We start from the raw sequence: 23,071 nt of genomic DNA on the forward strand, positions 1-23,071 counted from the left end.
GATCGGGCAACTTCGACGGATTCTCGTCGGTAGCGCGTGCCGCAGCCGATGAAGTGCCTCTCTGGTCACACTCATACGATGGCGGCGCTCTCTCAGCAAGAACCGGTGCCCCTGCGTCTTCTTCTCGTTCGCCACGGTCTTAGCAGCTTCAATGTGGAGCGGAGGATTCAGGGGCGTGACGATCTCTCCACACTCACTGCCTCAGGACAGGCTCAGGCTCGCCGGCTCGGTCAGGCTTTGACCGATGTGCCCATCAAGGCGGTTTACAGCTCTCCGCTGAAGCGAGCTGCATCCACAGCGGCGGGAATCCTCGAGACCAGGGACGACGGACTTGAACCAACCTTCGATGACGGCCTCCTGGAGATTGATCTCGAGCCCTGGAGCGGACTGACGGCGGCCGAACGATCGGAACGCTTTCCGGATGAATTCGCCACATGGAAAAAGACACCGGAAACTCTTGAGCTGATCAGGAAGGACGGGAGCCGTTATCGCCCTTATGAGGAGTTGCTCCAGCAGGCCCGCCGCTTCCTGAACGAACTGCTCAGTCGGCATCCCGCCAACAGCGAGGACACCGTGCTGCTGGTGGGGCACAACGCCATCCTGCGTTGCCTGATCGTGACCCTGCTGGGAGAACCGGAACGTGGCTTCCGCCGACTCCGCCTCGACAACGCTTCACTGTCGGTTTTCAATCTCAGCCCCCGTGACAACGGTTACCAGGTGCAGATCGAGTGTCTGAACAGCACTGCTCACCTTGACCCACCACTTCCAGCCAAAGGGGAAGGGTCACGACTCCTCCTGGTGCGACACGGCGAGACAAACTGGAACAGGGAAGGTCGCTTCCAGGGACAGATCGACATCCCCCTCAACAGCAACGGGCATGCGCAGGCTGAGGCTGCGAGGGGCTTTCTGCAGAACGTGCCGTTGCAAAAGGCCTTCAGCAGTTCAATGTCACGCCCCCGCCAGACAGCTGAGGGCATTCTGAAATCCCACCCTGGAATCTCCATCACGCTCACGGACGGCCTGATGGAAATCGGTCATGGACTCTGGGAAGGCAAGCTTGAATCGGAGATCAGCGCGGATTGGGGAGATCTGCTTGAAGAGTGGAAACGCTCCCCTGACACGGTGCAGATGCCTGAAGGGGAGACAATCCAGGACGTCTGGAATCGCTCCGTTGACAGCTGGAATGCCATTGCATCAAGCCTCGATGCCACGGAAACCGCCCTCGTGGTGGCCCATGACGCTGTGAATAAAACAATCCTCTGTCACCTTCTCGGCCTGAGCCCTGCTGATATCTGGGCTGTGAAACAGGGCAACGGAGGTGTCACGGTGGTCGACATGCCACCCGAACAGGGCCAGCCTGCAGTGGTCGCCTGCCTGAATCTCACCTCCCACCTCGGCGGTGTGCTCGATCGCACGGCGGCAGGAGCGCTCTGACACTGAGACCGATGACCGAGATGATCCTGCTGGACCCGGTGAGGGTGCTGGTCGGGCCCGACCAGCCGCTGCAGGAACAGGGCGCTGCCCTGCTGAAAGACGGATGTCTTGAGGCACTGGGAGATCAGGCCCGCGAAACGGCTCGGTCAGCGGGCATCGCCCCCCGGGCAGCAGGGCATCAGCTTCTCGCTCCATGCCTGGTCGACAGTCATTCCCTTTTACCTGAGCCTTTCCAGAGCCAGGGCGAAACTCTGCAGAGCCTTGTGAGATCCGCCGCTGCAGGCGGTTATGGACAGATTGCCCTGCTGCCTGAGGCGTCGGGGAACCGCCGTGAACTGCCTGATCAGCTTCAAGGATTTCAGCCGGACGGCTGTGATGTGGCTGTCCATCTCTGGGGGGGATTCAGCCAGGGAGGGAAGGGGGAGCAACTGACTCCCCATGCCGACCTGATCGAAGCAGGGGCTATTGGACTCTCCGATGGCACCAGCCTGCCGCCTGTCCCTTTGCTCGACCGCGCCCTGACCCTGGGTGAATCGGGTGCATCACCCGTTCTGATCCCACCCCTTGATGCCGTTCTGCGGGGTGAGGGACTGCTTCGGGAAGGACCCGAAGCACTGAGAGCAGGCTGGCCCAACGATCCTCTGAGCAGCGAAACGCTGCCCCTCAGTCAGCTCGCTCAGCTTCAGCTGGAGCACCCACAGCGCAAGCTGATCCTCATGGGTCTTTCCACTGCCGCAGGGATTGATCTGCTTCGGCGGTCGGCGTCACCTCCTGCCGCAACCGTGAGCTGGTGGCACATTGTGACCAGCAGCAGTTCAAGTGCGGCAACGGCAGCCTCATGGTTCGTCTCACCGTCTCTGGGTAACAGCAAAGACCGTGATGCGCTGATCGAAGGACTGAGCGAGGGCCTGATCCAGGCGATCGCTGTGCACGCATCACCGCTTGACGATGAAGAGAGCCTGCTGCCTCCTGATCAACGCCAACGAGGGATTGCCGGTCACCAGCACGTGCTTCCCTCCCTCTGGAAAGCGCTTGTTGTTTCAAGCGGCTGGACACCTGAACGTCTCTGGGACGTGCTCAGTTTCGGACCCTCCAGAATGCTCGGGATCTCCGAGGAGCGTCTGATTCCGGGCAGCAATCGCTGGCTTCTGTTCGATCCGGATGAGGTCTGGACACCCACGCGATCGGATCCATGGTCTTCAAAGGCAGCCAATCAACCCTGCCTCGGCCGTCCTCTGGATGGACGCGTGCTGCAATGCGGACTCAGGACCCCAGCGAACCCAGACGATTGAGCGGCCAGAACCTCCAGAGAGCGCGTCCGATGATCTGATCCTCAGGCAGAAAAGGACCGCCTGGCCAGTAACGTCCATCCCAGCTGTTGCTGCGGTTGTCGCCGAGCGCCAGAACATGACCTTCCGGCACCGTGACATTGAGCGTTCGGCAGAGACTCATTCCCTGTTCATCAACAGGGCAGTACTTGGTCACGTAGGGCTCTTGCACACGATCTCCATTCACGCGCAGCTCACCCCGCGGGTTGACTGAGACCTGGTCTCCTCCGACAGCGACAACCCGTTTGATGTAGGCGTCACAGGCAGGATGGCCGATACCTGGAATCAGGCCCAGCAGCGGAAAATTGGCCAGAGCGCAGCGGAACGTTGGGGGTGAACCAGCGGTTTTCAGTGCCGGATCAAAAGCATGCGGAGAGTTGAACACCACAATCTCTCCACGCCTGGGGCCTCGCGTTGCGTAGGAGAGTTTCTCAACGAGCAGGCGATCCTGAATCTGCAGACCTGGGAGCATCGAACCCGATGGAATGAAGCGCGCCTCCGCCACGTAATGACGAATCCCCAGATAAAGGGCCAGAGTGAAGATCACCGGTCCCCAGAAATCCCAGAACGGATGTCCTTTTTGATTCTTGGGCTTATTGGAGGACGAAGACGCATCCGATTGAGTGTCAGCTTGTGATGGCGAAGCGTCGTGTGGAGCGTCTTGCAACGGAAACCTTGCTGGCCTTTGGTCACCCAAGATAGGCCTGTTGGCGACGGCCACCTAGCCTCAGGACAGAACGCTCACACCCATGGTCAGGCCCCGGTGGTTAGGTGTGAAACCCTCCGCGAGCCATCGCTTCTGGCTTGGCTGGGATCGGGTGATCGCGGGAATCGCCGCACTCAATCTGGCCTGGGTCGTCTTCGATGTGACCTATGTGCCGCTGCGCAACTTCTGGCTGCAGCGCACACTCTTTCCTCTGCCCTCCATCAGCCTTGCGGTTCCACTGCCATGGCTGCCCGACATCACACCCCTCTATGACCCGGTGAAGGGAATTGAGCCCCATCGGGACACCGAGGCCTACGTACGACATTTCCAGCAGCTGGAAACCACCGCCGCGTCAAGCGGAATCAACAGCCCTGCTGCAAAACAGCTGCGGCTGGAAATGGTGGTGCGCAACAGCCAGCTGATTGATGAAAACCCTTTTGTCAGTTCAGACAAAACCGGAACCCTGGAGAAACTCAAGAGTCGACTGAGAGCGAGAGCAGGGATGGATTCAGCCAAGCAGTCCGCAGCCCATCTGCTTGGAGACAGCTATCTCTCGGATGAACGATGGCCGGAGGAACAACGGTTCTGGCGCAAGAGCATTCTTCCCCTGGCTGCCACCAATTACTGGCGCGGCACGGATGAAAACGGGCAGCCGGTCGATCTGTCATGGAGGATCGATCTCCCCTTCCAGATCCTCTTCGTCCTCGACATCATGCTGCGTGCCATCAGGCTGAAGCAGCGCTATCCGGGCATTGCCTGGAGAGACGCACTGCTGCGTCGATGGATTGATGTGCCGCTGCTGATTCCGTTCTGGAGACTGCTGCGGGTTCTGCCGGTCACCGAGCGGCTGTCCAGCGCACGCATGATTCAGCTTGAGCCCCTCAGGGCAGCGGTCAGCCGCGGTGTCGTCGCTGTTCTCGCGCTTGAGCTTTTCGAGGTGATCACGCTGCGGATCCTCGATACCGCCCAGGATGCAGTTCGCTCACCCCACTGGCCGGAAAAGATCCGTCGTCTGTGCAGTCATCAGAGCATCGAATCCGATGGCGAACAGGAACTCTCAGAACTGCTTCGTCTCTGGCTTCCGTTGGTGCTAACTCAGGTTGGACCTGGCATGCGCCCCCAGCTTGTGGCACTGGTGAGCCATGCCCTGAGACGCAATCTCGAGGAAACGGCGGTCCCGGCGTCACTCCGGTCCCTACCTGGAATCGGTAAAGCTGAAGCTGAGCTCAGTCAGCAACTTTCCGCCGGACTCGTTGATTCACTTCTGAACCTTTCCCGCAGCGCTGGAGATCGTCTGGCTCAGAAAGATCCGATGCTTGTTGATCTCGGGGTCCAAACCGTGGACCGTTTCTGGGAAGAATTGGCCAGAACACTCGAGCAAGGACCGGTGCTGGAACGCAGCCAGATACTCGTGTCTGCATTTCTCGAGGATCTCAAGAGAAGCAGCATGAATCAGCTGAGACTGCAGAGGAATGTCGACGAGTTGATCACGGAGCTGGATGGATTGAACTTCAATTCAGAAGAACCTCAGACCAGACCTCGGGCCTGAAGCCCACAAGAAATTGACCGTCAGGGCAACGGACAAAAGGACGCTTGATGAGCTTCCCATCAGCTGCCAGTGCCTGCAGTGCCTGTTCGATGGTCATCGCTTTGACCGCATCAGCTCCAAGGGCTCTGTAGCTCTGACCACTGGTGTTGAAGAGGGGTTTGACCTGACCGAACTGTTCGTACGCCTTGCGCAGGAGTTCAGCTGATGGAGGGGTAACCGTGATATCGATCACTTCGGAATCCAAACCCTGATCATGAAGCCATGACAAGGCTTTTCGACAGGTGTTGCAGCGTGAATAACTGAAGACCGTAAGAACAGCCACCGTCAACGGGCAAGAAGATCCTTGACGGCGCCGATGAGGCTGTTGGAGCCCTGACCTACCCCATCGTCGGGACGGGTACGGATTGTCACATCTCCATTGACCGTGGTTCGGCAGCTGAGGCGGTAGTTCGCAGGTCGATCGGAGAGGTAAACCTCCTCAACATCACTGAGTGGGGAGAGATTCTGGGAACCCTCGAGTACCTCAATGACGCAGGTCCCACACTGACCGACCCCGCCGCAGTTGTTGAGGTTGTTGAGACCCTTGTATGGATTGACCCCTGCAGACAGAGCCGCTTTGCGCAGATTGGCGCCTTCGATGCAACTGACCTGTTGGCCTTCCTGCTCAAAACGGATGGTGGGCACGGATCGATCACACGTGAATGTCGCCTAATTTACAAGCTTCGAAGTTTCAGGTGAGGATTCCATTCGGAAGCCGTGCTGAAAACGGTGTCGACCAAGCGAATGCCCGATCAGGAGGAAGCGGCCGTGACACACCTGTCCAGCAGCGGCTGAACCGCATCCACGTCACGCCATCCGCCGATCTCCGTCACACGACCTTCCATGTTTTTGTAGGTGCGGAAAAATTCAGCAACGTCCTCCAGCTGATTGTGAGCGATCTGATGAATGCTCTGAATCGTCTGCTGACGTGGATCTGCCACAGGCACACAGAGGATCTTGCCGTCGTAGTGGCCCATGTCGTGCATATCGAGGACACCAATCGGTCGTGCCTGAATCAGACATCCAGCGAAGGTTGGTTCAGCCATGATCACCATCGCATCGAGCGGTGAGCCATCCTCCGCAAGCGTGTTCGGAATGAAGCCGTAATCAAACGGATATCTGACCGCGGAATGGAGAACGCGGTCAAGAGCCATCACCCCCGCACCAGCGAAATACTCATATTTGTTGCTGCTGCCAGCTGGAATCTCAACGATCAGATTGACCAGTCCTGGAGATGGAGACGGGGTAAGAGCCCTGAGATCCATGACGCTCCTTGGCGGCGACGGAGGGATTGGTGGGACGATCGGTCAGCACAGCGGCCAATGGAATACCCAGCCCAGTGATGGCAAGGGTGAATCCGAAAACAGCAAGAGCAGGGATAGCCACGAACTGTGCTGCAGACACAGGGGGCTTGGGGGCAGGCTCAGGGTCCATTCAGTGGTGGTCGGGGACATCCCAGGCTTTCCGCCCGGAGGCGGAGGCCGATTCAGAACATCTCATGGGCGCTCTGAAGGGAGATTGAGTCATGAATCGAGGACTCGATGACTCACATTCATTGTGACACCAATGCAAGTCTTATGCAGCGGGGCGATCCTGACGATCGCGGCGCGTCGCCAGATCCGAAGGAGCTTCGGGAAGACCGTCAAGACGGGATCGGATTAAACGCAACTCATCAAGGATCGCTCCAAGCACCTGCTGGGTGGCTGTGGAAGGCGAATTGAGGACCTCAACGGTGACCTCCTTGATCCTCAGCACGTCCTTGGCGAAACGAGCTACCTCGTTGGGATGAAAAAGAAGGGGATCCTTTTGGTCGCTCCTGTATTCAGGATTGAGTTTACGAGGGTTGAAAACTGGGTTGAGGTTGCGCGGATCAGTATTGGTGTAGCGATATACGGATGCACGAGATCGATTCAACGACTTCTGAACATCATCGATTCCAACAAGCGCTTCTGACTGCGAAAGTACAGATGCAGCATCACTCCGAAAATCCGAGGATTCGCTTACGGCCGGCACTGAAACTTCTATCGGCCGAGGAAACATGAGACAGCCCTGGGACAGCTTGGAATTTGCTGAACATAGCAGCTGAGACTCAGGACGCCAGCATCGATCACAGCAAAAGTGACAGTTCCCGGATCGACCGTTTTCTTGGCGGTGATAGCTTCCTGACCCCACCTATTTATTGCCGTCATGCGCGTCTCCCGCCTGTCGCTGGTGACGTTAAGGAACGTTCCCGCAGACGCTGAGATTCCATCTCATCAATTACTTGTTCGCGGTGGTTACATCAGACGTGTTGGGCCTGGCCTCTACGCCTACCTCCCCTTGATGTGGCGCGTGCTGAGCAAGATCAACACCATCGTTCGTGACGAGCTTGACAGCCTCGGTGCACTCGAGACGCTGCTTCCTCAGCTTCAACCCGCGGAACCATGGGAACGCAGCGGTCGCTGGCAGGGCTATACAGCCGGCGAGGGAATCATGTTTCATCTGGAGGATCGCCAGGGCCGGCAGGTGGGCCTTGGCCCAACTCACGAAGAAATCGTCACCGAGCTGGCCGGCGATCTGCTGCGCTCCTATAAACAGCTTCCGGTCACGCTTTATCAGATACAGACCAAATTCCGCGACGAGATCAGGCCCCGCTTCGGTCTGATGCGCAGTCGGGAATTCATCATGAAGGACGCCTACTCCTTTCACGCTGATGAAAAGGATCTGGAGAAGACCTATGCACTGATGGCCGGGGCCTATGCCCGCATCTTCAAGCGCTGCGGTCTGAACGCCGTTGCGGTGGATGCCGACAGCGGCGCCATCGGAGGAGCCGCATCCCAGGAATTCATGGTGATGGCGAATGCGGGCGAAGACCTGATTCTCTCCACGCCGGATGGGAGCTATGCCGCCAATCAGGAGAAAGCGGTGTCGCTTCCATCAGTTGCAGAGACACTGCCTCCGGGCGAGGAACGAAACCTTGACACGCCAGGTCAGGCAACGATTGAGGATCTCTGCGCTGCCAACGGCCTCTCCCCATCTCAGACCGTCAAGGTGCTGGTGCTGCTGGCCCGCCTCGACGATGGCCGAAAGCAACCGCTGCTGGTCAGCCTGCGAGGGGACCAGGAGCTGAACGACGTCAAATTGACCAATGCCGTGACCCAGCGCATGGGGTCCCCCGCACTGGAGATTGCACCAATCAACCCAGAGCAGCTCCGCCAGCAGGGGCTCTCTCCGCTGCCCTTCGGCTCCATCGGCCCTGATCTTGAAGACTGCTCACTGCAGGATGTCCGAAGCTGGGAAAAACGGTTTGTCCGCCTGGCGGATCCAACCGCCCTCAATCTTGACCGCTTCGTCTGTGGCGCCAACAGCGCCGACCAGCATCGCTGGGGAGCGACGTGGAGCTCGATGCCCGCTCAGATCGAAGCTGATCTGCGCAATGCCAAGGCCGGTGATCGCTCCCTCCATAACCAGGAACAGATCCTTGAGGAGAGGAGAGGCATCGAGGTGGGTCACATCTTCCAGCTCGGCAGCAAATACTCCGACGCTCTGGAGGCCCGCTTCACCGACAAGGACGGCAAGCAGGCGTCGCTGCTGATGGGCTGCTACGGCATCGGCATCTCTCGCCTTGCCCAGGCAGCAGTGGAACAGCATCACGATGAAGCGGGAATCTGCTGGCCAGTGAACATTGCGCCCTTCCAGGTGATCGTGGTTATCGCGAATGTGCAGGACTCGACACAGCTGGACTTGGGAGAGTCTCTTTACGGATCACTGCAATCCGCAGGAGTTGATGCCCTCCTGGATGACCGAAGCGAGCGTGCCGGAGTCAAATTCAAAGATGCCGATCTGATCGGAATCCCCTGGAGAATCGTTGTCGGTCGCGAAGCCGAAGCCGGACGGGTCGAAGTGGTGGAGCGTTCCAGCCGGTCCAACAGCACCATGTCGCATCAAGACGCGCTGAACTCCGTGCTCGTGGCCGTCCAGGGGGGCACCTGATCGAAGTCTGCTCCGCCTTAAAGTTCCTCAAACTTTTCCTGCCATGCGAATAGCGCTGCAACGCCTCAGCCGACAACTCAGGGGATTCACCCTGGCCCTCTGCCTTGGTCTCTCCCTGTTGCTCACCGCTTGCGGCGACACCGTTTCAACCCTGACCGGTGACTACGTCGAAGACACAGTGGCAGTCGTTCACTCTCTTCAGACCACGCTTTCACTGCCTGCAGATGCGGAAGGTCTCCAGACCTCGGAACAGGAAGCCCACGACCTCATCAATGACTACATGTCGAGGTATCGGCCCAGGCCCCAGGTGAATGGTCTCAGCTCCTTCACCACCATGCAGACAGCCTTGAATTCTCTGCAGGGTCACTACAACACCTACACCAATCGGCCGGTGCCTGAAGCACTGCGCACTCGCGTTGAAAAAGAGCTGAGCAAAGCCGAGAAAGCCGCTCTTCGTGGCACCTGAGCATCAGATCCCGCCAGGCTTTTCAGGTTCCAATCACAATTTCGCAACTCTCTTTGACCTCAGGCAGGTGGATCTGAGAGAGTTCCGGATTGTGCAGATTGGCGGCTTCGGGCCGCAGTGTCTTTGGCCAATGTTGTCGTCATCGGTGCGCAGTGGGGTGACGAAGGGAAAGGAAAGATCACAGATCTCCTCAGCCGTTCCGCCGATGTCGTCGTCCGCTATCAGGGCGGCGTCAACGCAGGCCACACCATCGTTGTGGACGATCAGGTTCTCAAGCTCCACTTGATCCCCTCTGGAATTCTCTATCCCGACACCGTTTGCCTGATCGGCTCCGGCACGGTGGTTGATCCCAAGGTGATGCTCGGCGAGCTCGACATGCTGATCGAGAACGGAATCGACATTGCCGGGCTGAAGCTCTCCTCAACAGCGCACGTGACCATGCCCTACCACCGCCTGCTCGATCAGGCGATGGAAAAGCAGCGAGGCGATCGGCGCATCGGCACCACGGGCCGGGGCATTGGTCCGACCTACGCGGACAAATCCCAGCGCAGCGGAATCCGCGTCATCGACCTTCTCGACGAGGCGAGACTGCGTGATCGCCTTGAAGGCCCGCTGAACGAAAAGAATCAGCTTCTGCAGACCATATACGGCGTGGAGCCGCTCGACTCGGAAGCGGTGATCAGTGAATATCTGGCCTATGGCAAACGGCTGGCCCCCCATGTGGTGGACTGCACCCGGGAGATTCACCAGGCCGCACGCGCTCGTCAAAACATCCTGTTCGAGGGCGCTCAGGGCACACTGCTCGACCTGGACCATGGCACCTATCCCTACGTCACGTCCTCCAACCCCGTCTCCGGTGGTGCCTGCATCGGGGCTGGCGTGGGCCCGACCCTGATCGACCGGGTGATCGGCGTGGCCAAGGCCTACACCACCAGAGTTGGAGAAGGGCCGTTTCCCACCGAACTCGACGGCAGCCTCAATGATCATCTCTGCGACCGGGGTGGAGAGTTCGGCACCACCACCGGCCGCCGCCGCCGCTGCGGCTGGTTCGACGGTGTGATCGGACGTTACGCAGTCGGTGTCAACGGTCTTGATTGCCTGGCCGTGACCAAACTCGACGTGCTGGACGAACTCGACGAACTTCAGGTTTGTGTGGCCTATGAACTTGATGGAGAAAGAATCGAACACTTCCCCTCCTGTGCAGAGGCCTTCGCACGCTGTCAACCGATTTTCGAGACACTCCCGGGCTGGCAGTGTTCCACCGCTGAATGCCGCACGCTTGAGGACCTCCCTGAGAAAGCCATGGCCTACCTGCGCTTCCTGGCCGATCTGATGGAGGTCCCGATCGCCATCGTCTCACTGGGCGCAGGTCGCGATCAGACCATTGTTGTTGAGGATCCGATTCACGGTCCAAAACGGGCACTTCTCAGCGCCTGATAACGGCAGAGCCCGTCAGGGCGTAAGACTGCCGCAGTCGATGCACCTTGTTCATGGCCGCTTCCTCCCGTTTCCAGCCCAACGCCTCCCTGGATGTCGTCGGAATCGGCAACGCCATTGTGGATGTGTTGGTGCAGACCAAGGACGGTTTTCTCAGTGAGCACGGTCTGCAGAAAGGGGGGATGTGCCTGATCGATGAACAGCAGGCGGAAGCGCTTTACACATCCAGTGGTCCTGGACTGGAAACCTCCGGTGGATCAGTCGCCAACACCATGGTCGGCATCGCTCAGCTTGGTGGGCGAACAGGGTTCATCGGTCGGGTGCGTGATGACCAGCTTGGATCGATCTTCAGTCACGACATTCGTGCAGTGGGCACTCGGTTTGAGACACCCTCCGCAACCACTGGCGCCACCACCGCACGCTGTCTCATCTACGTGACGCCGGACGCAGAGCGCACGATGTGCACCTTCCTCGGAGCCTCAACGCAGCTTGAACCGGAGGATCTCGACCTCTCGATGGTGAAGGAGACGAAAGTGCTCTATCTCGAGGGGTATCTCTGGGACAGCCCGGCAGCCAAGCGGGCCTTCATCGCGGCCGCGGAGGCTTGCCGTGCCGCCGGCGGAAAGGTCGCTCTGTCCCTCTCCGATGGCTTCTGTGTGGATCGCCACAGAGAGAGCTTTCTTGAGCTGGTGAACGGTCATGTCGATGTGCTGTTCGCCAACGAAGTGGAGATCAAATCCCTCTATGAAACAGAAGACTTCGACACCGCCATCGAGAAGGTACGCGGTTGTTGCTCAGTGACGGCGGTCACCCGCGGAAGCGATGGATCGGTCGTGCTCAGCGGCGATCAGCGCTGGGACATCGGCATCTATGGGCTCGGCGAACTGGTTGACACCACCGGTGCCGGTGATCTTTACGCCGGAGGATTTCTGCATGCCTTCACCCAGGGCGATTCTCTGGAGCGCTGCGGACAGCTGGGAGCTCTTTGCGCCGGTCAGATCGTCACCCAGCTTGGTGCTCGCTCCCAGGTCTCTCTGCCGGATCTGATGAAGAGTCATCTGAACTGAGGGCATCCAGCGCCCACGCCCCGTAGGCAGCTCCCGCCCGAGCTGCCAGGTGGAGGATTTCGGGAGTGTCGTAGCTGTGAATGGCTTCGAGAGAAGCAAGAAGCTGCTCCAGGCGCTGAGGGCTCGTCTTGATGATCAGCTGCACTTCCTGCGAACGCTCGATCTCCCCCTGCCAGCGATAACAGGACTGCACGGGCATCAAGGTGACGCAGGCCGCCAACCGCCCCGTGATCAATTGCTCAGCAAGGGCCTCTGCCTTGGACTGATCAGCCTCCGTGGTGAGCACCAGGCTCAGGTCCGTTGACATGGGCATCAAGCCGTCGACACAACTGGTTTACGCTATGGACCACCTCAACGTTGGGCATCGGGTTGGGGCGTTTCAGCTTCCAGAGCCTGACAGAACCTGTACTGGACAGCTCACTCCAGACTTGATCTGCAGATCCACCCGACTGCCGACAGAGCACATCGGTGATCTGCCAGCGACGACAGAGGGCGGCCTCCAAGCCACCGGTGCGTTCTCCACTGGCTGGTCTCAACACAGCCAGCTGCTCCCCACACAAGCCCGCGAGGCCGGCAAGACGAATGGCTTCAGGAGTGGGAAGCACCCGGGCGTGAACCCGAGCTCCGGCGAGCCTGGCAGCGGCGGCGGCGGCGGCCAGCTGCCGCGCCCCAACAGCGAGAAGCAGACGATGGCCTGACAGTGCACATCCGGCGAGATCACCCACCGTTTCCAGAACTGAACCTTCAAACACCGCGTGGTCAGGACGCTCGAATCGCATCAGCGGCAGATTGCTGCCGAAGCAGGCCGAACGGAGCTCGGTGCTGATTGTCATCGCAAAGGGATGCGTCGCATCCACCACATGCGATACCGCCCGAGCCGCCAGGTAATCACTGATTGACTCCGGGGACGGGAAAGGACCCACCTGCAGTGCATCCAGCGGCATACCCTCATAGGCCCTCGATGCAGCTGAACTGACAACGCTGACGCTGACGCGATGACCTGCCTCCAGCAGCGCCAGTGCGATGGAAGGGCCTTCACCTGTACCGGCGAAGATCAGCACATGAGTCAGGCGATTACGCCAGCGGTGCATCAGGATGGCGCTCACCGACCAGGCCGAGGATGAATCACTGCGTACTTGAGGTGGATGTTCTTCAGGCTCCCACCTTGCGTTACACCCAGGACAACCAGACACCGATCGCGGAGATGGAGGTGGGTTTTGATGCGTTGCGCCCGGATGACCCAAGAGGCCAGCTGAAAGTGGTCGGATGGGGCAATCTTGCCCAGGACCTCCAGAATCGGGTGCAGGTGGGTCAGCGGCTGCTGATCGAAGGCAGGCTGAGGATGAACACGGTGCCCCGTCAGGATGGCACCAAGGAGAAGCGTGCCGAATTCACCCTTGCCCGGCTCCACCCTGTGGGGGGAAGCGATGCCGCCGCAGCTCAGATGCCCTCCCCCGCTAAGCAGGCGCCAGCTGCCGCCGCTGCGGCACCCTCCCCTGCGAAGGAGCCTGCAGCGCAGTGGAACACCTCGCCTCTGGTACCGGACACTGACGACATCCCCTTCTGAGCCGCGGAAACACCTTTCAGCGCCGATCCTCTCAGGGCCGATCGTCGCCGTCACTGAAATGCTCGGAGGCACGCTGAAGCAGCTGCCCGAGCTCCCTCTCGAGTGCCGCCAGATCCAGGCGGAATTCCTGCCATCGACCCCGGTCGATCTGTTCCAGCAACCAGGCCCTGTCCTGCTCAAGCTGCTGGATCAGGGCTGTTGAATCCTCCATTGAACTCTGGTCAAGGTCTTGCGATCGGGTGCTGTCCATCAACTGCGGCCGCAGGTTCATCCATCCTGAACCCCGCACGGTCAGAATGGCGCCACTTCCAATGCCGCATGAACGATCTGCTCTCGCCAGGAAGCCTGGTCACCATCGCCGGCGGAGTGCTCACCGTGGTTGGTGCTGTGGCTTATGGAACCGGCGCCGCCAACCTGAGCCTGCCGACAATTTTTTACGGCATTCCGATTCTGCTGGGCGGTCTGGCCCTCAAATCATCGGAACTGCCACCGACTCGGCGTGTGACACCTAAAGCAAAGCTGAAGGGAGAACGTGAGGCTGCCACCCCTGAACTTGGAAAGCTTCTCGGCGATGTCACCCGTTGGCGCTACGGCCAGAAAGCCCATCTTGAAAGTTCTCTGGAATCGCTCAAGCTTTGGGATGAGGACAACCCCCCACAGCTTCTGGAGATTGAGGAGATCTGCCCCAGTGGCCACTACGGCCTGCGACTGAGGTTCGCCTGTGAGGCCGTTCCCATCCAGCTCTGGCAGGAGAAGAAAGGCCGACTCAGTCGATTTTTCGCCAAGGGATTCGAAGCCACAATCACTCCTCTGAAGGGAGACCGCCTGGATCTGTTTCTTCTGCCGGTGGGCGTTCCCGCCTCTGGCGAACAGAGTGATTCCGGAGAAACGGTGAATGGATGATGCCCTCAGGGTCTCCGTTCTGAGTGAGGCTCTTCCCTATATCCAGCGGTTCGCCGGCCGCAGGATCGTGGTCAAGTACGGCGGTGCGGCCATGGCCCATGCCGAACTGCAAACAGCTGTGTTCAGAGATCTGGCGTTGCTCTGCAGTGTCGGGGTTCAGCCCGTTGTGGTGCATGGCGGGGGTCCTGAGATCAATCACTGGTTGAAGCGACTTGCCATCGCTCCGGAATTCCGGGACGGTCTTCGCGTCACTGACGCCGAGACGATGGACGTCGTGGAAATGGTTCTGGTCGGCCGGGTCAACAAGCAGATCGTCAACGGACTCAACCGGCTTGGCGCTAGAGCGGTCGGCCTCAGTGGCAGTGACGGCAGTCTGGTGGAGGCCCGCGCCTGGGGTGATGGCAGCCACGGGATGGTCGGTGATGTGGCACGCGTCAATCCCGACGTGCTCGAACCTCTGCTGGAGCGAGGTTATGTGCCGGTGATCTCCAGCGTGGCCGCCAATCTCGACGGCGTGACCCACAACATCAACGCCGACACCGTTGCCGGCGAGGTTGCGGCCTCTCTCGAAGCTGAGAAGCTGATCCTGCTGACCGATACCCCCGGCATCCTTCGCAACCGCGATGATCCACAATCACTCATCCGTCAGCTCAAACTTTCAGAGGCCAGACAGCTGATTCATGACGGTGTTGTGGCCGGTGGCATGACACCCAAGACCGAATGCTGCATCAGGGCTCTTGCCCAGGGAGTCTCCGCTGCCCACATCGTGGATGGGCGGGTCCCCCATGCTCTTCTTCTGGAGGTGTTCACCGATGCGGGAATCGGCACCATGGTGGTGGGACGCAGCTGAGGCATGAGCACCGGGCTATCGGCAGCTGAGCGGGCACTTGAGCGTGGTGATTACGGCCTGTGCCTGCGCCTTCTGGAACCCCTCGCCGAAGCCAGCCCGATCACGGAGCCCGAGGGGGCGGCCATCCGGATGGTGATGGTGACGGCATGGATGGGACAGGGCGAAGAGCGCAAAGCCATTGCCACATGTCGGCTGCTGACACGCTGCAAGGACCCTGACCTGCGCAACCGTGCCCGTCAGCTGCTGAGTGTGCTTGAGGCTCCGAGCCTCGAACGTCCGGCGCGCTGGTCGATGCAGCTGCCCACTCTCGACATGGCTCCCCGGGTGGGGAAAGGAACCGTGACCGGCCGCCGCAGACGTGGTCCCAGTCCGCCACCACCACCCCCGACAGGTCCCACCCCGGCACCGTCAGCTGGATTTGCCTCGCTGGTGCTGGCAGTTCTGCTCGGACTGACCCTGCTGCTCAGTGGCTGTGTGCGCATGACTGCCGAGATTGATCTGGCAGGTCCGGATCGCCTGTCGATGAGCTGGCGGATCAACAGCCTCAGCGGCAACAGCCTCCCATGGCAGCAGAACTTCGCGAAGTCACTGCGTCAGGCGGGTCTCGGCTGGTCGGTGCATCAGAGCCGAGAAGGTGCGCTGAACCTGAGCAGTCCGCCTGTTGGAGCTGACCGGGCCGCCACGCTGTTGCGCAGCAGTGTGGAGCTGGCGGGACGCAGCGCCGGACTGAGCCTGCCCGCTCCGGAACTGTCGGTCGTGGAGAGGAACTGGCTGATCGGGGTGCAGCAGCAACTGAACCTGAGCCTGGACCTCTCTCCCCTTGAGCGATTTCCAGCCGGTGATCTCCAGGTCACCATCACCCCTGTGCAAGATCTCCGACAGGTGAACAGCACACCCACAACGGGTCGGCTGGAGGGAAACAGACTGCTCTGGAGCCTAGAAAGCGGAAGCATCAACCAGCTGCAGATCCGGCGCTGGCAGTGGAGTCCTCTTGGCCTTGGCAGTGTGCTGATCGCTCTGCTGCTGCTGCTGAGTTTTCTGCTGCAGTCCGTGCGGCTTCGACTCGGCTTCGGCTACCCCGAGCTGCCCTCCTGATTCAGAGCTGCAAAGGATCCGGATCAACGGCGAGGGAAACATCTTTGGGGAGACCTTCCCAGAGTCCTGTTCCGGAAGGCAGGGGAATTTCACTCTCCCTGGGACCATGCAGAAGCAACTGCCAGCGGCTGCGACCCGCCACCCGCGCCACGGGTGCTGGAGCAGGACCCAGCAACTGCCAGCCTGCAGCGGTGCAGCCGGCGCGAATCCTTTCAGCCAGCAGGGTTCCGGCAGTCGCCGTATCAGTTGCGGACTCACCCGAAAGACGCAGCAGACAGGCCCGCGCGAAAGGCACCAGACCTGCCTGACGACGCAGAGCCGATTCCTCCTCCAGGAAGCGTTCGTAACGACCATCAACGAGATGACGAATCACCGGATGGTCGGGGCTGTAGGTCTGGACCAGCACCTCCCCGGGTTTCTCCGCCCTCCCCGCTCGACCCGCGAGTTGCAGCAGAAGCTGCAGGCACTGCTCTCCGGCTCTCAGATCAGGCCGATGCAGCAGGCCATCGGCGGCCAGCACAGCTGCCAGTGTCACTCGCGGCAGGTCCATTCCCTTGGCGAGCATCTGGGTGCCGACAAGTACGTCGGCTTCGCCATCGGCGAACTGGGCCAGAAGCCTGCGGTGGCCATCCCGTCCTCCGGTGGTGTCCCGGTCGAAGCGCAGCAGGCGCAGATCACCGAGTTCCTCTCCCAGCCGCTCCAGCACTCTCTGGGTCCCTGCTCCAAAAGGCTTGAACGCCAGGGAACCGCATGACGTGCATGAGGGTGTGATGGCCGCTCGATGATCACACCAGTGACAACGGAGCCACTGCTGTGAGCCGCGGTTGCCGTGAACGGTGAGCGGAACATCGCAATGGGGGCACATCACCACCTCTCCACAGCTGCGACAGCTCAGAAACGTGCTGTATCCGCGTCTCGGCACCAGCACGACCGCCTGTTCACCCTTTGCCGGCAGCTGTGCAAGACGATCCATCAGTGCGCGACTGATCAGTCGTTTGTTGCCCTCGGCCAGCTCATGGCGCATGTCGATGATCCGGACCGGCGGCAGCGGCTGACTCGAGATCCGTGATCTCAGCCGGGCGAGAACCAGAGGTCCTTCTGGCCGCACAAGGCTCCAGCTCTCCAGCGATGGTGTGGCGCTTCCCAGCAGGAGACGGCCCCCCTGCAGCCTGACCCGCTCGGTTGCCATGACCCTTGCGTGGTAGCAGGGCATGGGTGAGTCCTGTTTGTAGGAGTTGTCATGCTCCTCATCAAGAACAACCAGACCGAGCGGTCGCAGAGGCAGAAACACAGCGGAGCGCGTGCCCACCACAACAAGCGGATCGTCGCTTTCGAGGCAATGCCGCCAGGCACGAACACGCTCGCGGGCGGTGCAGCCGCTGTGATACTCAAGAACCTGATCTCCGAATCGCTCACGGCAACGATCCACGAGCTGGGGAATGAGCCCGATCTCCGGAGTGAGCAACAGAGCGTGGCGACCGGCTACCAGCTCTGCAGCTGCCAGCTGCAGATAGACCTCGGTCTTGCCGGAGCCGGTGATGCCCCACAGCAATAGACCTCCACCTTCGGGGAGTGATCGAAAGCGATCCACCACGGATCGCTGCTCATCCGTGAGCGGGCGCGGTGACTCCAGCTCTGCAACGCAGGCTGATGTCCTGTCTGATCCACCGGGGCCTGCCTCTGATTTCCGTTGCCGGCGAATCAGGCCCTTGCTTTCCAGGCTCTTGACCATTCCCGATGGAAAGCCCTGCGCGAGAAGATCGCGCTGCCAGGCGCCACCGCCCCTGCGATCCAGCTCCGCAAGCAGTTCAAGCTGCCTGGCAGCCTTCAGGGTTGAGTGGGGATCAGCAGGTTCACACCGCTCCACCCACCACAACTGGCGCGAAACCGGACCCGCACAAGGTCGCTGCCCCAGCCATCCCGGCGGCAACGCCGCCTTGAGCATGCGAAAGGAACTGGTATGGCAACGGGCCGCCATGGCATCCAGCCATGACCGCCAGGATGGATCAACGGCGGCGCGCTGCACCAGCTCTTCGACGGGGTTGAGCCGAGCAACCCTGCAGTCAGCAGCATTCGCCCCTGCTTCGATCGGCCGACAGCCCGTGATCAGCCCCTGCAATCGACGGCCGCGCAGACGGACCACCACCAGATCCCCCAGTCCCACTCCGAGACTGCGACTGTCGCAATAACTGAACGTACGCCCGTCTCGACCGGCCTCCAGCCAGACATCGACTTCTGAAACCGACTGCGCTGCAGAAGGACTGGTGGATTGATCGACGGGGGTTGCCGACATCACATGTTTTTCTTAAGATACAGACGTTGGACAGCTCATCAGCTGTTGTCGGAACAGAGCAGAGTTCCGTCCAGTGGGAAGACTCGAAGCTCGAGCCAGGGATTATCCCGACGGCCGACCGGTCTGCGAACGCCCCTGACAGCCCTGCCCCTGACCACAGCCCATCAATCGATTCACAATCACCGTCATCAGTTTCCAACCCCTTTGTCAGGGGAGATCTGATCATTGTGATGCGCCTGCAGGTTGAGCCTGTTTGCGTTTCAGTTGACTGCGTTAGTTCCGAACACCCTCACCATCCCTATCCCCATGAGTCCTGCTGCGAGCAAGTCAGCTCAGCCCAAGGCCGCGTCGCCCAAGACTGCCTCTCCCAAAGCGGCGGCATCGAAGGCGGCTCCATCCATCGTGATGCTGGCGGATTCGAAGGGACTTCCCAAAGGCATGAGCAAGAAGGGCAAACCGGAGTCAACAACCTCAGCCGCGAAGTCTTCAACAGCCAAAGCCTCAACCACGAAGACCGCAGCGAAATCGAAACCGGCCAGCAAAAGCAGCACAACCAAGAGCACCAAAACAACCAAGAGCGCGAAAACCCCCGCCAAGGCGACCCGAGCCAAGACCTCGGCCGCTGCCAAACCCGCTGATCTCGATGCGGCCGCCGATCAGTTGCTGGCCAAAGCCTCCGGAAACTCTGCGGCAAGCAAGGAAGAGAAAGCCAAAGCAGACGCCAAGGCCAAGGTGCTGGCAAGCATCAAGGTTGGGCCTAAAGGGGTCTACACAGAGGATTCCATTCGGGTTTATCTGCAGGAGATCGGCAGGATCCGGCTGCTGCGTCCAGACGAAGAGATCGAACTGGCCAGGAAGATCGCCGATCTTCTCTACCTCGAAGAGCTCGCTGCCCAGTTCGAGAGTGACAACGGACGCGAACCCGACAACAAGGAGTGGGCGGCGCTGGTCGAGATGCCTCTGATCCGTTTCCGCCGCCGGCTGATGCTCGGCCGCCGAGCCAAGGAAAAAATGGTTCAGTCGAATCTCCGTCTCGTGGTGTCGATTGCCAAGAAATACATGAATCGAGGTCTCAGCTTCCAGGACCTGATTCAGGAAGGCAGTCTTGGCCTGATCCGTGCCGCGGAGAAATTCGATCACGAGAAGGGCTACAAATTCTCCACCTACGCGACCTGGTGGATTCGCCAGGCGATCACACGGGCCATCGCTGATCAGAGTCGAACGATTCGCCTCCCGGTGCACCTTTACGAAACCATCTCGCGCATCAAGAAAACCACCAAAGTGCTCAGCCAGGAGTTCGGCCGCAAACCAACGGAGGAAGAGATCGCCGAATCAATGGAAATGACCATTGAAAAGCTGCGATTCATTGCCAAGAGCGCTCAGCTTCCCATCTCCCTTGAGACACCCATCGGCAAAGAGGAGGATTCACGCCTCGGCGACTTCATCGAAGCAGACATCGAGAATCCCGAACAGGACGTTGCCAAGAATCTCCTGAGGGAGGATCTGGAAGGGGTGCTGGCCACCCTCAGCCCGAGGGAGCGCGACGTGCTCCGCCTTCGCTACGGCCTTGATGACGGACGCATGAAGACACTCGAGGAAATCGGACAGATTTTTGATGTGACCCGAGAAAGAATCCGTCAGATCGAAGCCAAGGCATTACGCAAGCTGCGGCATCCCAATCGCAACGGAGTGCTCAAGGAATACATCAAATAATCAGCCACTCGATTCGCATCGCCCCAGGATCCCTGGCCACATAGGAATTCTGGGGCTTTTCAGTGTCTGAATATTGGCCTGGATACTGAGACATTTCAGCAATTATCAGCCTGAAGAAGCCTCAAAACGCACTCAGCCCGAGCAGTGCGCCCGTACCAGCCATCAATGGATGATCTGGTCACTTGGGGCAACACTGGTCATCTTGGTATCGGTGATTGGTTGGAGTCGATGACGACATTGATGCATTTTCTCGAGGCCGATTACGGAGTTTGGACTTTACTTTTGGCGTTGTTGCTGGGCGCTTTGCAGACACGGCAGCAATGGACGCTCAGCCGTTGGTCGGAAGCCTCTTTGCTTTGGATTGCGTTCTGGGTTCTTGGCTTTGGTGGCGTCTATGGATTCATCATGCATCTTGTCTTCGGAACATTCTCAGCAGAACAGATTGGCTGGCCCAATAGTCCTTTTCAGTACGAAGTGGCTTACGCCAATCTCATGATCGGCATTCTGGGTTACAGCAGCTTCCTGTATCGCAAACGTGATTACCTTCTGGCGAGCATGGTGGCTTTTGCCAGCTGGCTCTTCGCTGACGGGGTTGGTCATGTGGTTTCCCTTGTGGTGTTTAAGAACAACGCTGCTTCCAATGCCGGTGCCGTGCTGTACACCGATCTCCTGACTCCTTTGCTCGTTATTCTTCTGCTCTGGATTAGTCGAGACGAACGTCGGCGGCTGAGCTGATCAGCGTCAAAGGATCCTATGATCACGTTTGTGGAGACAGGAACCCAAACATTCACTCACTCTTTCACGTTGCAGACATCAACGACGATGCAATCGGGTGGATAGATGGTGACACAGCGGGGTATATCCTTCACACAATTGACGGGCTCTTTGACTCACTGAACTGCGGGTCGCAAGTAATTCATCTCTTTGGTCATTAATAGTGATCGGAGTAGTCTGCTTGCCATAGATCTTATGAATCCAATCTTTTTCTCTTTCCCGTCGCTACCACCACCGCCCTCAACTGACCCAAATCCTCCAATCCCTACATTGTGCACCCTCACGTCGCGATAACTTGCTCTTGATGTCAGAGCATTGATAACAGGTAGTTGTTGAACTTCTTGTCGCTGCGCTGTTGTATTCGCACCACCAAAGCGAACTTCAAGGTCTGCTGAAACTCTGGTTTCAAAGGCTTCGTCATAGGAGATGTTTATCCTTACGGTTAAACCCCTGCTGATTTCATAGGCCATGCGTCCAAGCACACCTGAACCATCAGCTGTTCCAAGATCATCATTTTGGTAGTAGCAACCAACAAAGGCATTCAGTTCAGGCGTGATGAAGTAGCCAACATCCAGTCCATAGGTGTTGAGTGCTCCGCCTTGGTAGAAGACGTTGAGATCTTGTTCCGTGTCGCCAACGGGTAACAAGGCATAGGCATTGAAGTTCCAGTCATTAGCAACAGCTTCTGCATTGACTGCAACCTGCTGGAAGAAAGCACTCTTCTCTGTGCCGCTGACATTGATTCCGGTATCGGCTCCACCTGTATTCATGGGGCGGCTGTCATAACCACCATTCAGTCCGAACATCCAACTGCGATCAGCATTGAGCCAGCGATAGCCAATACGCGTTGAGGTCTGACGGTGGTGCCAGCCACATCGGTGTTGATGATGCTGCTGTCACCCTCACGGTCAGCGAAGTTGGCGTTGACCAGGGCATCAACGAACCAGACGCTGTTGTCGCCAACCGACAGTGACAGGAACCCGCCGATTCCTGCCTGGTTCGGTGTTCCAGCACCCTGCAATGCGCCCTGGAAGCCAAAGTTGGGTTTGACCAGACCCTCGAGGCTGATGCTCATCACATCGCCGAGATCCTCAGCCTTGCCGTCCTGTGCCTTCAAAGGCAGCGGGGCGATGGCAACAGCAGACGCAAGCAAACCAATCGAGAGACGGCGGAGCATTGGCGTGGCGTCAGTCCGCGCATGATGCCGGGCTTGGCCTGACTGCGCTTGCCAGCCCCACCAAGAGCACAGGGCAGACAAAAAAACTCTGCCTGAGGCAGAGGTTCCGAAGACTCTTTTGGGACTGTTGCTTTGTTGCCATTCCGCGAGTGTTATTCCTCACTGTTGAATTCTCAGGACTTGGCGCTCGTGTGCAACCAAGTGAATTTGCTCTCGTAGAACCCGTCCGAAAAGGCCCCGAAACCGAACCTTCTTCCCCCCTCCACAACCGCATCAACTGGAGATAGACCGAGAAGGTCCCAATCGGAGACACCCATGACAACTGCAACCCCGCCAATGCACACGGTGAACCTGGCCCTGGACAAGGGTCATGAGTTCACAGAAGAAACCATGATGAAAATGCTGGCTGACAGAAACCAACATTTCCCTGCCTGCCCCATCAACAACCGCTTTGGATGGGAAGAGGCTCTGATGACCTGCTTTGGAAATCACTCAGTAGCTGACCGACAAAGACTGATCTAAGAGTTGTCTAGTTGTGACCAGTGCAGTGAACAGCGCAAGCGCTGGCTAGACCTGAGGAAGTTGGTTCTCCTCACAGAGATTCCAACTCCTCACACCCACTGAAGATCCGATAGACGTGCGGGTCTTCAGTGGGTCTGTTCATTGACTTAATAAACTGGATCGGTAGTCGATGGTCAATG

Annotated in this window: 23 protein-coding genes and 1 pseudogene; 13 read left to right on the forward strand and 11 right to left on the reverse strand. The window is 59.0% G+C overall.

Features of this window, described 5'->3' with window-relative positions; all coding sequences use genetic code 11:
- The first annotated feature begins 105 nt into the window (after positions 1–105).
- Both SIB73_RS07995 and SIB73_RS08000 read left to right on the forward strand, forming a co-directional pair.
- A complete protein-coding gene (locus SIB73_RS07995) occupies positions 106–1,434 on the forward strand; it encodes a histidine phosphatase family protein (protein WP_413406339.1) in 1,329 nt (442 codons plus the stop codon).
- A gap of 11 nt (positions 1,435–1,445) precedes the next feature.
- Entirely contained in the window at positions 1,446–2,726 is a 1,281-nt protein-coding gene (locus tag SIB73_RS08000) for a dihydroorotase (RefSeq protein ID WP_413401487.1), read from the forward strand.
- On the opposite strand, the gene lepB is transcribed toward SIB73_RS08000, so the two are convergent.
- On the reverse strand, positions 2,698–3,309 hold the full coding sequence (gene lepB, locus SIB73_RS08005) for a signal peptidase I (protein ID WP_413401485.1): 612 nt from the start codon (positions 3,307–3,309) through the stop codon (positions 2,698–2,700). The two genes, SIB73_RS08000 and lepB, sit on opposite strands and share 29 nt — an antisense overlap.
- Before the next feature lie 202 nt (positions 3,310–3,511).
- On the opposite strand from lepB, the gene SIB73_RS08010 reads away from it, so the two are divergent.
- Positions 3,512–5,017 carry a hypothetical protein gene (locus SIB73_RS08010; protein WP_413401483.1) on the forward strand — a complete coding sequence of 502 codons (1,506 nt, stop codon included), beginning with the start codon at positions 3,512–3,514 and terminating at the stop codon, positions 5,015–5,017.
- Here the strand turns inward: SIB73_RS08010 and SIB73_RS08015 are convergent.
- From SIB73_RS08015 to SIB73_RS08035, 5 genes are all read right to left on the reverse strand, one after another.
- Positions 4,980–5,339, reverse strand: a complete 360-nt coding sequence (locus tag SIB73_RS08015; protein WP_413401481.1) for an arsenate reductase family protein — start codon at positions 5,337–5,339, stop codon at positions 4,980–4,982. The two genes, SIB73_RS08010 and SIB73_RS08015, sit on opposite strands and share 38 nt — an antisense overlap.
- A gap of 2 nt (positions 5,340–5,341) precedes the next feature.
- Positions 5,342–5,701, reverse strand: coding sequence for a 2Fe-2S iron-sulfur cluster-binding protein (locus SIB73_RS08020; protein WP_413401479.1), 360 nt, complete (start codon positions 5,699–5,701; stop codon positions 5,342–5,344).
- 107 nt (positions 5,702–5,808) lie between these two features.
- Positions 5,809–6,321, reverse strand: a complete 513-nt coding sequence (locus SIB73_RS08025) for an inorganic diphosphatase (protein WP_413401477.1) — start codon at positions 6,319–6,321, stop codon at positions 5,809–5,811.
- Positions 6,263–6,490, reverse strand: coding sequence for a hypothetical protein (locus SIB73_RS08030; RefSeq protein WP_413401476.1), 228 nt, complete (start codon positions 6,488–6,490; stop codon positions 6,263–6,265). The genes SIB73_RS08025 and SIB73_RS08030 overlap by 59 nt, the downstream gene beginning before the upstream one ends.
- Positions 6,491–6,631: 141 nt before the next feature.
- Positions 6,632–7,096 carry a resolvase gene (locus tag SIB73_RS08035; RefSeq protein ID WP_413401474.1) on the reverse strand — a complete coding sequence of 155 codons (465 nt, stop codon included), beginning with the start codon at positions 7,094–7,096 and terminating at the stop codon, positions 6,632–6,634.
- Between the two features lie 147 nt (positions 7,097–7,243).
- On the opposite strand from SIB73_RS08035, the gene SIB73_RS08040 reads away from it, so the two are divergent.
- The 4 genes from SIB73_RS08040 to SIB73_RS08055 all read left to right on the forward strand — a co-directional run bounded on the left by SIB73_RS08040 (position 7,244) and on the right by SIB73_RS08055 (position 11,998).
- The gene (locus SIB73_RS08040) at positions 7,244–9,028 is read left to right on the forward strand and encodes a proline--tRNA ligase (RefSeq protein ID WP_413401472.1); all 1,785 of its coding nucleotides are present in this window, start codon (positions 7,244–7,246) and stop codon (positions 9,026–9,028) included.
- 43 nt (positions 9,029–9,071) lie between these two features.
- Entirely contained in the window at positions 9,072–9,494 is a 423-nt protein-coding gene (gene psb27, locus SIB73_RS08045) for a photosystem II protein Psb27 (RefSeq protein WP_413401471.1), read from the forward strand.
- A gap of 117 nt (positions 9,495–9,611) precedes the next feature.
- Complete coding sequence (locus tag SIB73_RS08050) at positions 9,612–10,931, forward strand: adenylosuccinate synthase (protein ID WP_413401469.1); 1,320 nt, start codon at positions 9,612–9,614, stop codon at positions 10,929–10,931.
- 53 nt (positions 10,932–10,984) lie between these two features.
- Positions 10,985–11,998 (forward strand): adenosine kinase, encoded by a 1,014-nt coding sequence (locus SIB73_RS08055; RefSeq protein WP_413401467.1) that lies wholly within the window; start codon positions 10,985–10,987, stop codon positions 11,996–11,998.
- Here SIB73_RS08055 and cutA read toward each other — a convergent pair.
- Together cutA and SIB73_RS08065 are read right to left on the reverse strand one after the other, a co-directional pair.
- Positions 11,934–12,305 carry a divalent-cation tolerance protein CutA gene (cutA, locus tag SIB73_RS08060; RefSeq protein ID WP_413401465.1) on the reverse strand — a complete coding sequence of 124 codons (372 nt, stop codon included), beginning with the start codon at positions 12,303–12,305 and terminating at the stop codon, positions 11,934–11,936. The genes SIB73_RS08055 and cutA overlap by 65 nt on opposite strands.
- Positions 12,265–13,104: a precorrin-6A/cobalt-precorrin-6A reductase gene (locus SIB73_RS08065; protein WP_413401463.1), complete on the reverse strand. Its 840-nt coding sequence runs from the start codon at positions 13,102–13,104 to the stop codon at positions 12,265–12,267. Before SIB73_RS08065 ends, cutA begins: the two co-directional genes overlap by 41 nt.
- Before the next feature lie 14 nt (positions 13,105–13,118).
- On the opposite strand from SIB73_RS08065, the gene SIB73_RS08070 reads away from it, so the two are divergent.
- Complete coding sequence (locus tag SIB73_RS08070; RefSeq protein ID WP_413401462.1) at positions 13,119–13,565, forward strand: single-stranded DNA-binding protein; 447 nt, start codon at positions 13,119–13,121, stop codon at positions 13,563–13,565.
- A 31-nt stretch (positions 13,566–13,596) separates the two neighbouring features.
- Here SIB73_RS08070 and SIB73_RS08075 read toward each other — a convergent pair whose 3' ends face one another.
- Positions 13,597–13,776, reverse strand: coding sequence for a hypothetical protein (locus tag SIB73_RS08075; protein ID WP_413406337.1), 180 nt, complete (start codon positions 13,774–13,776; stop codon positions 13,597–13,599).
- 107 nt (positions 13,777–13,883) lie between these two features.
- Here SIB73_RS08075 and SIB73_RS08080 point away from each other — a divergent pair, with 107 nt between their 5' ends.
- From SIB73_RS08080 to SIB73_RS08090, 3 genes are read left to right on the forward strand one after another with little or no spacing between them, the layout of a single operon-like run.
- Positions 13,884–14,468 (forward strand): DUF2854 domain-containing protein, encoded by a 585-nt coding sequence (locus tag SIB73_RS08080; RefSeq protein WP_413401460.1) that lies wholly within the window; start codon positions 13,884–13,886, stop codon positions 14,466–14,468.
- Complete coding sequence (gene argB / locus SIB73_RS08085) at positions 14,461–15,318, forward strand: acetylglutamate kinase (protein ID WP_413401458.1); 858 nt, start codon at positions 14,461–14,463, stop codon at positions 15,316–15,318. Before SIB73_RS08080 ends, argB begins: the two co-directional genes overlap by 8 nt.
- Positions 15,319–15,321: 3 nt before the next feature.
- Positions 15,322–16,413: a DUF3153 domain-containing protein gene (locus tag SIB73_RS08090; RefSeq protein WP_413401456.1), complete on the forward strand. Its 1,092-nt coding sequence runs from the start codon at positions 15,322–15,324 to the stop codon at positions 16,411–16,413.
- Position 16,414: 1 nt separating this feature from the next.
- Here SIB73_RS08090 and priA read toward each other — a convergent pair whose 3' ends face one another.
- Positions 16,415–18,706, reverse strand: a complete 2,292-nt coding sequence (gene priA / locus SIB73_RS08095; RefSeq protein WP_413401455.1) for a primosomal protein N' — start codon at positions 18,704–18,706, stop codon at positions 16,415–16,417.
- Between the two features lie 306 nt (positions 18,707–19,012).
- Here priA and rpoD point away from each other — a divergent pair, with 306 nt between their 5' ends.
- The gene (gene rpoD, locus SIB73_RS08100) at positions 19,013–20,419 is read left to right on the forward strand and encodes an RNA polymerase sigma factor RpoD (protein ID WP_413401453.1); all 1,407 of its coding nucleotides are present in this window, start codon (positions 19,013–19,015) and stop codon (positions 20,417–20,419) included.
- 144 nt (positions 20,420–20,563) lie between these two features.
- Positions 20,564–21,154 (forward strand): DUF6790 family protein, encoded by a 591-nt coding sequence (locus tag SIB73_RS08105; protein ID WP_413439567.1) that lies wholly within the window; start codon positions 20,564–20,566, stop codon positions 21,152–21,154.
- A gap of 155 nt (positions 21,155–21,309) precedes the next feature.
- On the opposite strand, the pseudogene SIB73_RS08110 reads toward SIB73_RS08105, so the two are convergent.
- A pseudogene (locus tag SIB73_RS08110) lies at positions 21,310–22,370 on the reverse strand (carbamoyl-phosphate synthase).
- Positions 22,371–23,071: the final 701 nt, after the last annotated feature.

Origin of the sequence: Synechococcus sp. MIT S9509, assembly GCF_047303035.1 — a bacterium.
GTDB lineage: Bacteria > Cyanobacteriota > Cyanobacteriia > PCC-6307 > Cyanobiaceae > Synechococcus_C.

What these genes read in the sequence shown, in the direction of transcription:
- SIB73_RS08010 (WP_413401483.1), top strand. Translation starts at nt 3,512, where the DNA reads ATGGTCAGGCCCCGGTGGTTAGGTGTGAAACCCTCCGCGAGCCATCGC.
- SIB73_RS08030 (WP_413401476.1), bottom strand. Translation starts at nt 6,490, where the DNA reads ATGGACCCTGAGCCTGCCCCCAAGCCCCCTGTGTCTGCAGCACAGTTC.
- SIB73_RS08035 (WP_413401474.1), bottom strand. Translation starts at nt 7,096, where the DNA reads ATGTTTCCTCGGCCGATAGAAGTTTCAGTGCCGGCCGTAAGCGAATCC.
- SIB73_RS08090 (WP_413401456.1), top strand. Translation starts at nt 15,322, where the DNA reads ATGAGCACCGGGCTATCGGCAGCTGAGCGGGCACTTGAGCGTGGTGAT.
- psb27 (WP_413401471.1), top strand. Translation starts at nt 9,072, where the DNA reads ATGCGAATAGCGCTGCAACGCCTCAGCCGACAACTCAGGGGATTCACC.
- SIB73_RS08025 (WP_413401477.1), bottom strand. Translation starts at nt 6,321, where the DNA reads ATGGATCTCAGGGCTCTTACCCCGTCTCCATCTCCAGGACTGGTCAAT.
- rpoD (WP_413401453.1), top strand. Translation starts at nt 19,013, where the DNA reads ATGAGTCCTGCTGCGAGCAAGTCAGCTCAGCCCAAGGCCGCGTCGCCC.
- SIB73_RS08000 (WP_413401487.1), top strand. Translation starts at nt 1,446, where the DNA reads ATGACCGAGATGATCCTGCTGGACCCGGTGAGGGTGCTGGTCGGGCCC.
- SIB73_RS08070 (WP_413401462.1), top strand. Translation starts at nt 13,119, where the DNA reads ATGAATCACTGCGTACTTGAGGTGGATGTTCTTCAGGCTCCCACCTTG.
- SIB73_RS08075 (WP_413406337.1), bottom strand. Translation starts at nt 13,776, where the DNA reads ATGGAGGATTCAACAGCCCTGATCCAGCAGCTTGAGCAGGACAGGGCC.
- SIB73_RS08040 (WP_413401472.1), top strand. Translation starts at nt 7,244, where the DNA reads ATGCGCGTCTCCCGCCTGTCGCTGGTGACGTTAAGGAACGTTCCCGCA.
- SIB73_RS08080 (WP_413401460.1), top strand. Translation starts at nt 13,884, where the DNA reads ATGAACGATCTGCTCTCGCCAGGAAGCCTGGTCACCATCGCCGGCGGA.
- argB (WP_413401458.1), top strand. Translation starts at nt 14,461, where the DNA reads ATGGATGATGCCCTCAGGGTCTCCGTTCTGAGTGAGGCTCTTCCCTAT.
- cutA (WP_413401465.1), bottom strand. Translation starts at nt 12,305, where the DNA reads ATGTCAACGGACCTGAGCCTGGTGCTCACCACGGAGGCTGATCAGTCC.
- priA (WP_413401455.1), bottom strand. Translation starts at nt 18,706, where the DNA reads ATGTCGGCAACCCCCGTCGATCAATCCACCAGTCCTTCTGCAGCGCAG.
- SIB73_RS08055 (WP_413401467.1), top strand. Translation starts at nt 10,985, where the DNA reads ATGGCCGCTTCCTCCCGTTTCCAGCCCAACGCCTCCCTGGATGTCGTC.